Origin of the sequence: Kitasatospora sp. NRRL B-11411, assembly GCF_000721345.1 — a bacterium.
Classification (GTDB): Bacteria; Actinomycetota; Actinomycetes; order Streptomycetales; family Streptomycetaceae; genus Kitasatospora; species Kitasatospora cineracea.
On sequence record NZ_JOGH01000053.1, the window covers coordinates 25,295 to 39,559 of the forward strand.

Annotated in this window: 13 protein-coding genes; 6 read left to right on the top strand and 7 right to left on the bottom strand. The window is 76.1% G+C overall.

Annotation, left to right across the window (positions count from 1 at the left end; all coding sequences use genetic code 11):
- Nucleotides 1-7: 7 nt before the first annotated feature.
- The gene (locus tag IH44_RS0122675) at nt 8-2,410 is read left to right on the top strand and encodes a glycosyltransferase family 39 protein (RefSeq protein WP_030461522.1); all 2,403 of its coding nucleotides are present in this window, start codon (nt 8-10) and stop codon (nt 2,408-2,410) included.
- An 89-nt stretch (nt 2,411-2,499) separates the two neighbouring features.
- Here IH44_RS0122675 and IH44_RS0122680 read toward each other — a convergent pair whose 3' ends face one another.
- From IH44_RS0122680 to moaA, 7 genes are all read right to left on the bottom strand, one after another.
- Nucleotides 2,500-2,877: a nuclear transport factor 2 family protein gene (locus tag IH44_RS0122680; RefSeq protein WP_030461523.1), complete on the bottom strand. Its 378-nt coding sequence runs from the start codon at nt 2,875-2,877 to the stop codon at nt 2,500-2,502.
- Nucleotides 2,878-2,921: 44 nt separating this feature from the next.
- A complete protein-coding gene (locus tag IH44_RS0122685) occupies nt 2,922-3,677 on the bottom strand; it encodes an HNH endonuclease family protein (RefSeq protein WP_030461524.1) in 756 nt (251 codons plus the stop codon).
- Between the two features lie 202 nt (nt 3,678-3,879).
- On the bottom strand, nt 3,880-4,311 hold the full coding sequence (locus IH44_RS0122690) for a hypothetical protein (RefSeq protein ID WP_030461525.1): 432 nt from the start codon (nt 4,309-4,311) through the stop codon (nt 3,880-3,882).
- An 87-nt stretch (nt 4,312-4,398) separates the two neighbouring features.
- Nucleotides 4,399-5,229: a heavy metal-binding domain-containing protein gene (locus tag IH44_RS0122695; protein WP_030461526.1), complete on the bottom strand. Its 831-nt coding sequence runs from the start codon at nt 5,227-5,229 to the stop codon at nt 4,399-4,401.
- 132 nt (nt 5,230-5,361) lie between these two features.
- Nucleotides 5,362-6,294 carry a heavy metal-binding domain-containing protein gene (locus IH44_RS0122700; RefSeq protein ID WP_051817193.1) on the bottom strand — a complete coding sequence of 311 codons (933 nt, stop codon included), beginning with the start codon at nt 6,292-6,294 and terminating at the stop codon, nt 5,362-5,364.
- Nucleotides 6,295-6,409: 115 nt separating this feature from the next.
- A complete protein-coding gene (locus IH44_RS0122705; protein WP_051817194.1) occupies nt 6,410-8,374 on the bottom strand; it encodes a prolyl oligopeptidase family serine peptidase in 1,965 nt (654 codons plus the stop codon).
- Nucleotides 8,375-8,510: 136 nt separating this feature from the next.
- Complete coding sequence (gene moaA / locus IH44_RS0122710) at nt 8,511-9,530, bottom strand: GTP 3',8-cyclase MoaA (protein ID WP_030461529.1); 1,020 nt, start codon at nt 9,528-9,530, stop codon at nt 8,511-8,513.
- Between the two features lie 131 nt (nt 9,531-9,661).
- Here moaA and IH44_RS0122715 point away from each other — a divergent pair, with 131 nt between their 5' ends.
- The 5 genes from IH44_RS0122715 to IH44_RS0122735 form a co-directional block, all read left to right on the top strand.
- Nucleotides 9,662-10,255, top strand: a complete 594-nt coding sequence (locus IH44_RS0122715; RefSeq protein WP_030461530.1) for an NTP transferase domain-containing protein — start codon at nt 9,662-9,664, stop codon at nt 10,253-10,255.
- A 247-nt stretch (nt 10,256-10,502) separates the two neighbouring features.
- Nucleotides 10,503-11,360, top strand: a complete 858-nt coding sequence (locus IH44_RS0122720; protein WP_232795049.1) for a hypothetical protein — start codon at nt 10,503-10,505, stop codon at nt 11,358-11,360.
- Nucleotides 11,361-11,614: 254 nt separating this feature from the next.
- Nucleotides 11,615-12,394, top strand: a complete 780-nt coding sequence (locus tag IH44_RS45555) for a hypothetical protein (RefSeq protein WP_051817195.1) — start codon at nt 11,615-11,617, stop codon at nt 12,392-12,394.
- Nucleotides 12,395-12,488: 94 nt separating this feature from the next.
- Nucleotides 12,489-13,289 carry a (2Fe-2S)-binding protein gene (locus IH44_RS0122730; RefSeq protein ID WP_030461533.1) on the top strand — a complete coding sequence of 267 codons (801 nt, stop codon included), beginning with the start codon at nt 12,489-12,491 and terminating at the stop codon, nt 13,287-13,289.
- A 146-nt stretch (nt 13,290-13,435) separates the two neighbouring features.
- Nucleotides 13,436-14,265, top strand: an 830-nt coding sequence (locus tag IH44_RS0122735) for a DUF2637 domain-containing protein (protein ID WP_081967052.1), incomplete at its 3' end; no start/stop codon positions are given.

Consider the following 14,265-nt stretch of genomic DNA (forward strand, 5'->3'; position numbering starts at 1 on the left):
ATTGCCCATGACCACGTCCAGTTCCGTTCCTCCGACCAGCGAGCCGTGGCCCGACGCCGCGAACTACCCGCCACCGGCGGTCGCGGCCGACGCCGCAGCCGGGCCGACCGCGTGGCCCGAGGCGGCGCCGCTCCCGCCCGCCGGGACCGAACGCGAGCGGCCCGCTGAGACGCTGTTCCCGCCCGTCGCGCTGCCCCCCGCCGGCCCGAAGGGCCGGTCCTCCTGGGCCGGCCGGCTGCGCACCCTGCCCGCCCGCACCTGGCGCGGACGCCCGGACGACCCGCGGTGGGTGCGTCCGGCGTTCCTCGGCCTGCTGCTGGCGACGGCCGTCCTGTACTTCTGGAACCTGACCGCCTCCGGCTGGGCGAACGCCTTCTACTCGGCCGCCGTACAGGCCGGCTCGGTCAGCTGGAAGGCGATGTTCTTCGGCTCCTCGGACTCGGCGAACTTCATCACCGTCGACAAGCCGCCGCTGTCGCTGTGGCCGATGGCGCTCTCCGCCCGCCTGTTCGGCCTCAGCTCGTTCAGCGTGCTGGCCCCGCAGGTGCTGATGGGCGTCGGCACGGTCGCCACCGTGTACGCGACGGTGCGCCGCCGCTTCACCCCGCTGGCCGGCCTGGTCGCGGGCGCCGCGCTGGCGCTCACCCCGGTCGCGGCGCTGATGTTCCGCTTCAACAACCCGGACGCCCTGCTGGTGCTGCTGCTCACGCTGGCCGCGTACGGCACCGTCCGGGCCACCGAGACGGCCTCCACCCGCTGGCTGGTGTTCGTCGGCGTGATGTTCGGCCTGGGCTTCCTCGCCAAGACCCTGCAGGCGTTCCTGGTGCTGCCCGCGTTCGCCCTGGTCTACCTGGTCTGCGCGCCCACCGGCCCGGGCCGCCGCTTCCTCCAACTGCTGTACGGCACCCTCGCCATGGTGGCGGCCGGCGGCTGGTGGGTGGCGATCGTCGAGCTGATGCCGGCCTCGGCCCGCCCGTACATCGGCGGCTCGCAGGACAACTCCTTCCTCTCGCTGACCTTCGGCTACAACGGCTTCGGCCGGATCACCGGCGACGAGACCGGCTCGGTCGGCGGCGGCGGTGGCGGCCGGGCGGGCGGCGGTGGCGGTGGCATGTGGGGTTCCACCGGCATCACCCGGCTGTTCGACGGCGACATCGGCGGGCAGATCGCCTGGCTGATGCCCGCCGCGCTGATCCTGCTGCTCTTCGGCCTGTGGGCGACCCGCCGTCACCCACGCACCGACTCGGCCCGGATCGGCTTCCTGGTCTGGGGCGGCTGGCTGCTCTCCACCGCGCTGACCTTCAGCTTCATGTCCGGCATCTTCCACCAGTACTACACGGTGGCCCTCGTCCCGGCGGTCGCCGCCCTGGTCGGCATGGGCGCCGACGGCCTGTGGCGGGCCCGCCACCGCCTCCCGTACGCGGCCGTGCTGGCCGTCACGGTCGCCGTCACCGCCTGGTGGGCGCACCAACTGCTGGGCCGCAGCTCGCAGTTCGTGCCCTGGCTGCGGAACGCGGTGCTGATCGGCGGCGTCCTGGCCGCGATCGCCCTGCTGCTGGCCGGCCGCATCCCCGGCCGCCCCGGCCGCCGGATCGCCACCGTCGCGGGCCTCACCGCGCTGGCCGCCGGCCTGGCCGGCCCGGCCGCGTACGCCCTCGACACCGTCTCCACCGGCCACAGCGGCTCCATCGTCACCGCCGGACCGGCCGTCCGGAGCGGCGACTTCGGCGGCCGGGGCGGCTTCCCGGGCGGCGCAGGCGGCTTCCCCGGCGGCAACCGCAACGGCGGCCAGAACGGCGCCTTCCCGGGCTTCCCCGGCGGCGGCACCGGCACCGGCGGCACCAACGGCGGCGGCATGCCGAACTTCCCCGGCGGCACCCGGAACGGCACCGGCACCGGCAGCACCGGCACCTTCCCGGGCTTCCCCGGCGGCACCGGCACCGGCAGCACCGGCGAGAGCCGGGACGGCCGCACCGGCCGCGGCGGCTTCGGTGGCGGCATGGGCGGTGGCGGCATGGGCGGCCTGCTGAACGGCGCCCGGGTCTCCTCCGAGGTGGCCGACCTGCTCAAGCAGGACGCCGGCAAGTACACCTGGGTCGCGGCCGCCGTCGGCTCGCAGAACCAGGCCAGCTACCAACTCGCCAGCGGCGAGCCGGTGATGGCGCTGGGCGGCTTCAACGGCAGCGACCCGTCGCTCTCCCTGGACGGCTTCAAGCAGCTGGTCAAGGAGGGCAAGGTGCACTGGTTCATCGGCGGCGGCGGCTTCGGCGGCATGGGCGGCGGCAGCATGGGCGGCTCCAACTACTCCTCGGAGATCACCTCCTGGGTGGAGTCCACCTACACCGCCAAGACCGTCGGCAGCACCACCCTGTACGACCTGACCGCGGCGCCCAAGTCCCCCGGCCTCTGACCGGAGACCGGCGCGCCCGACCCGGAAAGCCCCCGAGGCCGTCCGGACTCCCCGCCCCCGGGGAGCCCGGACGGCCTCGGGCCGTCGGCTCAGGGGGCGAGCGGTGCGATCTCCCCCGCGAAGACGATGACCTGGTCGATGAGGCTCCGCCGCAGGTGGACCACGTCCGTCCCCACCAGGCGGGGGCCGCCGTCCGGCGTGGTGAAGACCCACCGGTACCGGGCCCACTCGTCGGGCACGTCCACCGCCGAGCAGCGCGCCATCGTGCCGGTCCCCGCCGGGTGGTGCCGGATGTCCAGCACGAACCGCTCGACCGCCGCGATCCCTTCGCTGCGTCCCAGCGGCCCCCAGAAGACCACGTCCGAGGTCAGGGCCTGGGCGAGCAGGGCCGCCACGTAGCTGTCGTCCGAGGCGTTGAACGCGGAGATGAACGTGTCGATCGCGGAGCGTGCAATCTCTTCCTGCATGTCCTAGTAATACCAGCCGTTCCGGGTGCGCCCGGCTCCCCGCCTCAGCCGCCGCACAGCGCGAGCATGGTCTTCTTGTCGGCGGGCGTCACCGGCAGTTGGTACTTCAGCGACACCTGCGCCCAGCGGATCGCGTACGAGCAGCGGATCTCGGTGTTGGCGGGCAGCCAGGTCGCCGGGCCGGCGTCGCCCTTCGAGGCGTTCTGCGAGCCGTCGGCGGGGATCAGGTTGAGCGGGTCGTTGGCGATCTGCACCCGCTTGGCCTTGTCCCACTGCGAGGCGCCCTGCTGCCAGTCGTAGGACAGCGGCATCACGTGGTCGATCTGGATCTTCGACGGCTGCTGCTTGGTCCACTGCACGGTCTTGCCGGTGTACGGATCCCAGATGGTCATCGCGGTGACCACGCAGGCGGAGCCGTCCTTGTGCTCGACGCCCTTGCCGTCGCGGGCCAGCACGTCGTCCCTGGTCCCGCAGTTGTTGTGCCCCATCGGCACGCCGTCCACGTTGTCCGTCCAGGCCGGTCCGAACTGGTCCCGGTCGTAGCCGGTCTTCGGGCCCGGGTCGGCCGTCTTGACCTGGGCGATCAGGTCGCGTCCGGCCTTCTTGTCGGCGTCGGCGGTGACGGGCGCCAGGCCGGGCTTGGTGCCGTCCGGGTTCTGCAGCGGGTTCGTGCCCTGCGACACCGCCCCGGAGCCGGAGCCCGCACCGCCCGAGGGCCCCTTCTTCGCACTGGTGCACCCGGCGAGGGCCAACGGGGCGAGCAACAGGACGGCGACTGCGGCGGTACGGCGGGAGCGCACGGTGTTCCTCTGCGGCTGGGCGACTCTGACGGCCCATCAGGAGACCAGCCCCGCCCCGCCGGGTCAAGCCGTTCGGGCCGCAGCATGACCCACCTCACAAAACGGGCAAATATCGTCCCGCCGCACGCCCGACCCGTTCCCGCTCCGCCACGGACCGAAGATCACCGGTCACCGGCCCCGTCCGCCGAGCCCTCGGCCCCCGTCACCGGTCGCCGAGCAGCAGCCGTTCCAGCGCCTCCCGGGCACGGGCGTCGGAGCGGGCCCGGGCGGTGAGGGCCGCGGCCAGCTCCCGGGTCCACTCGTCGAGCGGCACCGGCCGCCGCGACAGCACCACGCCGCGCACCACCTGGCACACCTCGGCCGCCGCCCGCCCCCCGGTGACGGTCAGGCTGAGCCGCTGCCCGTCGGTCGAGACGTCCAGCCGCTCGATCCGGCCGGGCCGCCCGGCCATCCGGTCGGCCAGGCCGCGCCTGCGCCCGACCGTCACCGCGTCCGCCGGGAGGGCGTCCGCGAGCGCGCCGGCCAGCACCCGGGTGTACGCCTCCAGGTCGGCGGCGTCCCGGCGGAGGGCGGCCGTCAGCAGGTCGATCGAGCCCTCGTCCGGGGCGGCCGGTTCGAGCTGGCCGTCGGTCATGTCACTCCTCGGTGCGGTCGGTCGGCGGGTGCGCCCGCGCTGTCCGCAGCGAGCCTACGGGTCCGGGGCGCGGCGGCGGTCCGGGCCTCAGCCGTCCAGGCTCAGCACCATGGTGGGCCGTTCGATCTCGTGGTCCTCGCGCAGCGGGCGGACCGCGGTGCCGATGGCGAAGAACTCCGTGGTGTGGCCGCCCCAGCGGTGGTTGTGCGCGTTGAGCTGCACCCCGACGATCCCCTCGGCGCCCAGCGCCTCGGCCTCGGCCTGCATCCGGGCCATCGCCAACTCGCGGGCGTCGTACAGGGCCTGGGTGAACGGCTCGATCTCCACGTTCTTGCCGAGGTTGGAGAAGACCGAACTCATCTTCTGGTGCGCGATGTGGTAGACGCAGGTGCCCATGGTCATGCCGAGCGGCGCGTAGCCGGCCCGGATCAGGGTCCAGAAGTCCTGGCCGGAGAGGTCGGAGGTGAACGGCTGGCCCTTGTTGTTGCGCCAGTCGGTGCCGCCGGGCGCGGGGTGGTCGGCCTTGACGGCGGTGCCGATGGCGATGAACTCGGCGATGTCCGCGCCGAAGTCCCGCGCCTCCACGCTCAGCCGGACGCCGACGATCCCGTCCGCGCCCAGGGTCGCGGCCTCGGCCTCCATCCGGGCCATTGCCAACTCGCGCGCGTGGTACATGGCCTGGCTGAGCGTCTCCAGCTCCTGGTTCTTGCCCCAGCGGCCGAGCTGGATCCCGACGTGGTAGATCGAACTGCCCAGGACCAGCCCGATCGGCCGGAACCCGGCCTCCCGGACCAGCAGGAACTCGTTGACCGACAGGTCGCTGGTGAAGATCGAGCCCGGCTTGCCGGGCTGCAACTCGGCGAGCCGCCGCATCGCGTCGGCCGGCACGCCCTGCGCGGTGGGATCGAAGGTGTTCATCCGGTCAGTCTCCCCATGGCTGTGCTGATGTGACGTGCGGCGCTGGTGCGGTGTCAGGCGCCGGTATGGCGTGCAGCGCTGGTGCGCGGTGTACGGCGCCGGTGTGGCGTGCGGTCCGGTGGGGGTCCGCCGCTACCGGCGGGCCGCCTGGGCGAGGCGGCGGCGCAGCCGGTCGCCGTCGCCGTTCAGCGGCATGACGGTGAGGGTGCGCGGCCGGGCGGGGGCGGTGGCGAAGCGGACGACGGCGGTGCCGACCAGGGTGCTCTCGGTGATGTGGTCGGTCTGCTTGTCCCTGGCCAGGCAGGGCTCCTCCCAGACCCGCAGGCCGTGGTCGGCGAGGATCACGCCCCGGCCGCCGCAGCGGGCCGCCTGCCGGCGCAGCTGGGCCCGGGCGTCGGCCCGGACCTGCCGGACCAGGTCGGTCCAGCCGTCCACCTCCTGGTTGGACCAGGAGAACCGCTGCAGGCCGGTCCGGTAGTCGTCGTGGCGCACCCCGACCGACATGCCGACCAGCAGGCCGACCGGCACCCAGCCCGCGGTGATCAGTTTGGCGAAGCCCGCGCCGTCCAGGTGCGAGGTGAAGGGGCGGTACGGGCGGACGTTCCCCGCGGCGCGGACCGCGGTGCCGATCACCTTGAACTCCAGGCAGTGCGGCGCGGCCGGGAACGGAGCCATCGTCAGCCGGGCCGCCACCACGCCGTCCCCGCCGAGCGCGGTGCACTCGGCGGTCATCCGGCCCAGTGCGGCGCGCCGGGCGTCGTCCAGCACCTGCACCAGGGCGGCGGAGGGCGCGCCCTGCCCGGACAGGGCGACGGGCGCGGGGTTGCCGCCGTTGAACCACCCGCTGCGGTAGCCGCAGGCGTGGTACCCCCAGTACTGGCCGCTGCGGCCGACCCGGTAGACCGCCGACCCCATCACCTGGCCGACCGGCTCGAACCCGACCGACCTGATCGCGGCGAACTCGCCCGTGGACAGCGCCGACGACCACGTCCCGCCGTCCCGCCCCTCGGCGACCCGCGCCGCCGCCACCGGCGGCAGCCCCGCACCGTCCCAGGCCCCCGTCATGCCGCCCACCCCCGTCCTGCGGCCCCGCCGGTCCGACACCGGGGCCCGTCCGGGCACCCTACGCCCGGCTGCCGGCCCGGCGACAGCAGCCCCCCGGCCCCCGTCCCGGCCCGGTCTACAGCCGGCGGTCGAACCAGGCCCGGATCCGCCGCAGGGCGTCGAGCCGGTGGGCGCGCTCCTCCAGGCCGTGGCCCTCGCGGGGGTAGACGACGAGCTCGTGCTCGACCCCGAAGTGGCGCAGGGCGCGGTGCAGGTGGACCGCCTGGCCGAGCGGGACGTTGGTGTCCTGTTCGCCGTGCAGGATCAGGACCGGGGTGCGGATCGCGGCGGCGTACGAGATCGGGCTGTTCCGGTCGTGCGGGTGCGGTCCGGGGCCGTCCCACCCGGTGCTGCCGCCGAGCGCCGCGTCGAGCGTCCCCCAGTCGCCGGTCCCGGCCTGCAGGCCCCAGTCGCTGATGCCCGCGCCCACCAGGGCGGCCCTGAACCGGTCCGAGCGGGCGACCGCCCAGGCCGCCAGGAAGCCGCCGTGGCTCCAGCCGGAGATCCCCAGCCGCTGCGGGTCGGCGACGCCCTGCGCCACCAGCAGGTCGATCCCGGCGAGGACGTCGGACCACTCGTCGCCGCCGACCGCGCCCGCGGCCGTGGCGGCGAACGCGTGGCCGTGCCCCGAGCCGCCCCGGGGGTTGGGCAGGAAGACCGCGTACCCGGCGGTCGCCAGCCACTGGCCGCAGTCGACCACGGTGAGGGCGAACGCGTCGGCGGAGCGGGCGTAGGGGCCGCCGTGGACCAGGGTGACCAGCGGGAACGGGCCGTCCGCCCGGGTCCGGCCGGCCGGCAGCACCAGCAGGCCGTCCAACTCCGGCCCGTCGGGGGCCCGGTAGCCCAGGCGCTCCTGGACGCCCCAGCGGATCCCGCGCAGTTCCGGGCGGGTGTCACTGAGCCGGACCAGCGCGCCGCCGGCCGGTCCGGCGTGGACGTTCCCGGGCTCGTACGCGGTGCTCGCCAGCAGGGCGACGGTGTCCCCGGAGCGGCTCGCGGTGAGGCCGGCCAGCAGGCCGGGGGCCGAGGACATTCGGCGGAACCGCAGCGGCCCCGGGTCGAGCCGGTGCAGCGCGGTGTCCAGCCCTTCGGCGAACAGCGCGAGCGGGGGGCCGTCCGCGACCTGCACCAGCTCGGCCGGGCAGACCGGCAGGCCCTCGGTGAGGTTGCGGTGGCCGGTGGCCGGTCCGGTCGCCGGCGGCACGGTGTCGAGCACGGCGAGCCCGCCGACCAGGTGCCCGGGGGTCACCGCCAGGTGGGCCAGGTGCCAGGCGCCGCCCCGCTGCCACCAGACCGGGGAGCTCGCCTCGGACCCGACCGGCCCCAGGTCGTGCACGGTCCCCGACTCCGGGTCGACCAGGTGCAGTTCCGCCGTCCCGGCCCCGGGGTCGACCTCGGGGGTGGGCCGGCTCAGCACCGCCAGCGGGCCACCGTCCGGGCGCTGGGCCAGCCCGACCACGTGCCGGTCGCCGAGGCCGGCCACCGTGCGCAGCCCGCCGCTCTCCAGGTCGAGCAGGCGCAGCCGGGCGACGGGGAGGTGCCGGCCCCAGACCTTGGCGTCGTCGCGCTCGGCCGCGCGGCGCTCGTCCTCGGCGGTGGGTTCGTCCTCGGCGAGCAGGGCGACGGTGCGGCCGTCGAGGAGCGGGCAGTGGTCGGCGACGCCGCCGCGCCACCCGGCCAGGACCTCCGGCCCGACGGCCTGCCCGCCGCCGTCCGGGCGGACCCGCTGGAGCCGGGTGGTGCCCGACTCCTCGTGGTCGGCGGTGAAGAGGACGGCGGACGAGTCCGGCGCCCACTTCGGGGCGGGGCCCGGGGCCGTGCCGTCGGCCAGCCTGCGCGGCGGCGTGCCGCCGTCGGCGGCCGCGACCCAGAGGGAGGCGCGCGGACGCCCGTCGCCGCCGGTGCCGACCACCGCGTAGGCGACCAGGCGGCCGTCCGGCGAGAGGGCCGGTGCCACGGGGACGGCGGCGTCCACCACCAGTTCGGCCGTCAGCTCGGTCGTCGACTCGGTCGGCTGTGGTGCGGGATGGTGGTGCGGCATGCGGGCTGCCTCTCACTCGTCAGGACGGCACCCGGACATCCTGGCCCGCCGCCCGCCCGGCGTCAGCCGGAATTCCGGCCGTCGCCCCGCACCCGCCAGCGGGACGCACGCCGCCCACCGCCCCCCTCCCCCGCCTTCAGCCGCCGATCGCCGACATCGGCCGGTCCGGCCGGACGAAGCCCGCGTCGCCGATCCGGTGCCCGGGCGCCTTGCGGGCGACGCAGTCCCGCCAGGCCCGTTCGATCCGGGCGTCGTCGGCGCCGCCGCGCAGCAGGGCCCGCAGGTCGGACTCCTCGGTGGCGAACAGGCAGTTGCGCAGCTGGCCGTCGGCGGTGAGCCGGACCCGGTCGCAGCCGCCGCAGAACGGGCGGGTGACGGAGGCGATCACGCCGACCACGTGGTCGGTGCCGGCCAGCCGCCACTCCTCGGCGGGCGCGTTGCCGTGCCGGCCGACCGGGACGAGGCGCCAGCGGGCGGCGAGGACGTCGAGGATCTCGTCGGCGGTGACCATCGCGGCGCGGTCCCAGGCGCCCTGGGCGTCCAGCGGCATCGATTCGATGAACCGCATCCGGTAGCCGCCGTCGACGGCGAACTCGACCAGGTCGACGAGTTCGTCCTCGTTGACGCCGCGCACCGGCACCGCGTTGACCTTCACCGGCGCCAGCCCGGCGGCCCGGGCGGCGGCCAGCCCGGCCAGCACGTCGGGGAGCCGGTCGCGGCGGGTGAGCGCCGCGTACCGCTCGGGGCGCAGGGTGTCCAGGCTGACGTTCACCCGGTGCAGTCCGGCCTGCTTCAACTCCGTTGCCCGCCGGGCGAGTCCGATGCCGTTGGTGGTGAGCGAGAGTTCGGCGCCGAGGCCGGCCAGCCGGGCCACCAGGTCGGGCAGGCCGCGGCGCAGCAGCGGTTCGCCGCCGGTCAGCCGCAGGGTGCGGATGCCGAGGCGGTGGACGGCGATGCCGGCCAGGCGCAGCAGTTCGTCGTCGTCGAGGGTCTGGTCGCGCGGCAGCCAGTCGAGCCCTTCGGCGGGCATGCAGTAGGTGCAGCGCAGGTTGCACCGGTCGGTGAGCGAGATCCGCAGGTCGGTGTGGACCCGGCCGTACCGGTCGACCAGCGGTGCGGGGGCGTCGGCGGGGGCGTCAGTGGTGCGCGGTGCCATGGGGCCAGTGAACGGGGGCGGCGGGGGGCCGGTCCAGGGACGGAACGGCCGGGAGCGGCGGCGGCCGGGCCGGTGCGGCCTGTCGGATCGTCCAAGGCGGCCGGGCGGGGGTCGGGGGCAGACTGGCGGGCATGGCGGAACTGCGGGTGCCGGCCCTGGTGCTGGCGGCGGGCGGCGGGTCCCGGCTGGGCGGGCGTCCGAAGGCGCTCCTCCCCTACCGGGGGCGTCCGCTGCTGGAACACGCGCTGGCGACGGCCCGGGCGGGCGGCTGCGCCGGGGCGGTGGCGGTGCTGGGCGCGGCGGCCGCCGAGGTGCGGGTCCGGGTGGACGTTGCCGATGACTGTCGACTCGTCGACAATCCCGACTGGCCCACCGGCATGGCCTCCTCGCTGCTCGCCGGCCTGGCCGCGCTGCCCCCGGGCACGACGGCGGCGCTGGTCCTGCTGGTGGACACCCCGGGCGTCACCCCGGAGGCGGTCCGCCGCCTGCTCGCGGCCCACACCGGCCCCGCCGACCTCGCCGCGGCCGCCTACGCCGGCCGCCGGGCCCACCCGGTCCTGATCGGCGCCGCCCACTTCCCCTTCCTCCGCGCCACCGCCACCGGCGACGCGGGCGCCCGCCGCCTGCTGGCGTCCCGCCCGGTGGCCCTGGTCGACTGCACGGACGCGGCCGTCCCGGACGACCTCGACACCCCGGCCGACCTCCCCCGCTGGGGCATCGCCTGACGCGGCGCCCGACCCCCTGCCGGGCACCTCGACTGACGCACCGTCAACTTCCGCCCCCGGCACCCGCGGCGGCCGCGTGCGCCCCCCGGCGCGCGACCGTTCGCGCACCTTTTCCCCACCTCAACTCCGCTGGAGGAATCCCTCATTCCGTGCCGGGCGGGGCGCCGATCGGCCAGGATGGAGTCCTACCCCTCCCGAGCTCCGCCTGCCGAGCTCCACCTCCCGATCCGAACGGACGGTGACCGCCATGCCGCTGCCCGAGGACGCCGCCGACGCCGCCCGCGCCCCGGGGCCGACCGGTTTCCCTCCCGGTTCGCCGTCGGGGGCGAGCCACCTGCGCTGCCCGGCCTGCCGGGCCGAGCACCGGTACGAGCCGCCGAGCCTGCCGTGCCCGTGCGGGGCGCAGCTGCGGGTGCCGCTGCTGCGCGGCGGGGTGCCGGTGCAGGTGCGGTTCCGGTCCTGGGAGGACTCCTGGCTGAGCATGCGCTGCCCGCACTGCGGGCGCAGCGACCAGTGGCCGCAGCCGGAGTTCACCTGCGACTGCGGGGCGACGGTCCGGCTGCCGGTGGACCGGGCGCCGCGGCTGCAGGGCGCCGGTCCGCGATCGGCCCGCCCGGTGGAGACCGCCCGCCCGTACACGACGGCGGTGCCGCCGGTCGCGCCGTCCGTGCTGCCGGACCCGCCGGCCGCGGGTTCGGGCCCGGCCCGGGCGCTGCGTCCGCCGTTCCGTCCGCAGCCGGTCAGCACCCCGCAGGACGCGGTGCTGACGGCGGCCCGCTACCTGCAGTGGCTGGGTTTCGCCGATCTGGAGCTGACGCCGGGCCAGGAGCGGGACTCGACCACCCTGCTGGGCGGCCGGATCGTGGCCCAGGTGGACACCTGGACCGAGCCGGCCGACGTCAAGGCGGTGGAGTGCCTGTGGCTGGAGACCCTGCACAGCGAGGACGTCGCGGCCGCCATGTTCACCGTCTCCGGCTACTCCCGGCAGAGCGTGGTGCGCGGCGAGCAGCTGCTGGTCGCGCTGTTCACGCTGGACGCGGCGGGCATCCCGCAGCCGTCGAACGGCGCCGCGGAGGCCCTGATGGAGACCGGCTGGACGTCCTGACCGGGGCCGCCACCGCCTCCTGACACCCTCCGACGCCTGCTGTCCGGGACCGTCCCGGCGCCCTGACGCCGCGTCGGCCGCGCACCGTCCGGATCGGGCCGTTCCGGATTTCCTCGCGCTCGTGATCTGGTGCACAAGCTCCCGCGCGTGTTGAATTGCCGCCACGACGCGGGCCCTTGGGGAGGGCCGGCGGGTCGCTGCATGGCGCGCACAAGGAGGTGGCGTTGTCGGTGCACGGGACTGCCCCGGGGGGCATGGCGGACGTCGTCTGGCGGCTGAGATCGCGCGGCTGCTGGCAGGACGCGGCCGACCTGCTGCGCCCGCAGGCCGGGCGGGACCCGGCCGCGGCGCTCCAGCGGGCCGAGCTGCTGATCGAGCAGTGCCTGTTCACCGCGGACCACTGGGAGCGGGCGGAGGACGCGCTGCGCCAGGCGGAGGCGTCGGTGGCGGGCATCGAGGCGCGGGCGGCGGCGTCCTGCGCCCGGGGGTTCCTGGCGTACGTGGCGAGCGTGCTGGGCCGCCGGGACCGGCTGGACGAGGCGCAGGCGGCGCTGGGGCGGACGTCGGCGCTGCTGGCGCCGCGGGCGGCGGGCCGTCCGCTGCTGGACTTCCGGCGCGGGCTGGTGGCGGAGAACCTGCTGCACGACCCGGCGGCGGCGCACAGCGCGTACGCCCGGGCGCACGAGGGGGCCCGGGAGCGCGGGGACGAGCTGCTGCGGTCCTCGACCTGGCGGCACCTGGCGGGGCTGGCGCAGGCGGCGGGCGACCGGGAGCGGGCCCAGGCGGGGTTCGCGGCCTCGCTGCGGCTGCGCGAGGAGCTGGGTTTCACGGTGGGGGTGGCGCCGGCGCTGGCCTCGCTGGCGGAGGTGTCGGAGCCGGCCGAGGCGGAGCGGCTGCGGGCGGAGGCGGCCCGGCTGGTGCAGGCGCTGGGCGGGGTGCCGGTGTGGCTGGCGAGGCGGTTGGCGCAGGTCCCGGCGCAGCCGGGTCCCCCGGACGGCGGCGCACCGCGCGATCTGCGGCACGACATCAGCTAAGGTGAGCCTTACCTGCCCGGGCCGAGCAGCAGCCCGGGCAGGTCCACCTCGCCGTGCCCGGGCCCGCCCCCGGGAGCACCACCAGGGAGCCCGCGTGACCGCCCACCAGGTCGAGCAGTGCCCCCCGTCCCTCGACTCCCTTCCCTGCCGGGGCAGTTGGCTGCGGCTGGGCCGGGCCTTCCCGGACCTGCGGATCCACCACGCGGCCCCGCGCACCGGCCCGGGCTGGACCACCGCCGCGGCGCTGGCCGGGGAGCCGGCCGCGCTGGCGGCGATGGTCGCCTTCGACGAGCGGCTCGGCCTCGACCTGTACGGCGCCCCGGCCCGCCCGGACGTCACCGCCGGGTTCAGCCTGCACCGCTACGCCTGGCCGGTCGCGCTGGCCTTCACGCTGCCCTGGCTGCTGGAGCGCCGGGTCCCGCTGCTGCCGCCGTCCCGGGTCTCGATCAACCGCACCACCGGGGAGCTGACCGCCCGTCCGGCCGGCTTCCACTGCCTGCCCGACGACCCGGCGGCCGGCCGCCCCGGCGCGCGGGTGGTCCCGGACCGCCCGGCGCTCGACGCCGCCCTGCGCACCGCGCTCGCCGAGCACTTCGCGCCGGTCCTCGCCTCCTTCCGCCCCCTGGTCCGGCGCGGCCCGCGCACCCTGTGGGCGCTGGTCACCGACGACGTGGTGGACGGCCTCTGGTACGCGGCGGGCCTGCTGGGCGAGGAGCCCGCGGCGGTGGCCGCGCTGGAGGCGCTGCTGACCGGGGACGCGGCGGCCGCCCCGTTCGTCGGCACCCCGGGCTTCCGCGCCGGGGACGGCGGCCTGGCCAGGACCAGGGTCAGCTGCTGCCTGTACTACACGGTGCGCCCGGCCGAACTCTGCGTCAGCTGCCCGCGCGCCAAATAGATCTGACAATAATTCATTTCTGGGGGATATCCCGGCGGAAATTCCCCCCTATCGGGGTAATGGCCCCGATCCCGCCTTGATCGCCGATTTTCTCCGCCATGATGGTCCCCGCCATCACGATGCGGAAAGCGAGGCTTGATCAGGTCATGAGACTGTCGGACATACCGCTTGGCTGGGCCGTCGCCGGTACGGCCGCCCTGGTGGTCGCCGTCGCACTGCTGGCCTTCGCCCGCAGCCGCACCACCGGCTCCGCCCCCGCCAACAGCGGTGCGGACTCCTCCTGGGAGCGCGCCGAGGAACGCCGCCGCCGCACCGAATCCCTCTACGGCGGCGCCTCCTACCTGCTGCTCTTCTGCTGCGCCGGCGTGGCCGCGGCCCTCTCCTTCCACGGGCTGGTCGGCTTCGGCGTCCAGAACCTCGGGCTCTCCGGCGGCTGGGAGTACCTCGTCCCGTTCGGCCTGGACGGCGCGGCGATGTTCTGCTCGGTGCTCGCCGTCCGCGAGGCCAGCCACGGCGACGCGGCGCTCGGCTCCCGCCTGCTGGTGTGGCTGTTCGCCGCCGCGTCCGCCTGGTTCAACTGGGTGCACGCCCCGCGCGGCGGCGCCCACGACGGGGCGCCGCAGTTCTTCGCCGGGATGTCGCTCTCGGCGGCCGTGCTGTTCGACCGGGCGCTGAAGCAGACCCGGGTCGCCGCCCTGCGCGAGCAGGGCCTGGTGCCCCGCCCGCTGCCGCAGATCCGGGTGGTGCGCTGGCTGCGCGCCCCGCGCGAGACGTACGCGGCCTGGTCGCTGATGCCGGGCGATCGGCCGCCAGCCGGGCAGCGGCTGGCGCCACCGCGCCGCCCGCCAGCTCGAACCCGCCGCCGCCACCCTCCCGCCCGCCCCGACGGAGCCCGCCATAGCCCCCGCCGGCCTGCCCGCCCCCCCGGCGGCCCACCGCAGCATCGACCTCACCCCGGAGGAGGACACGGTGACGC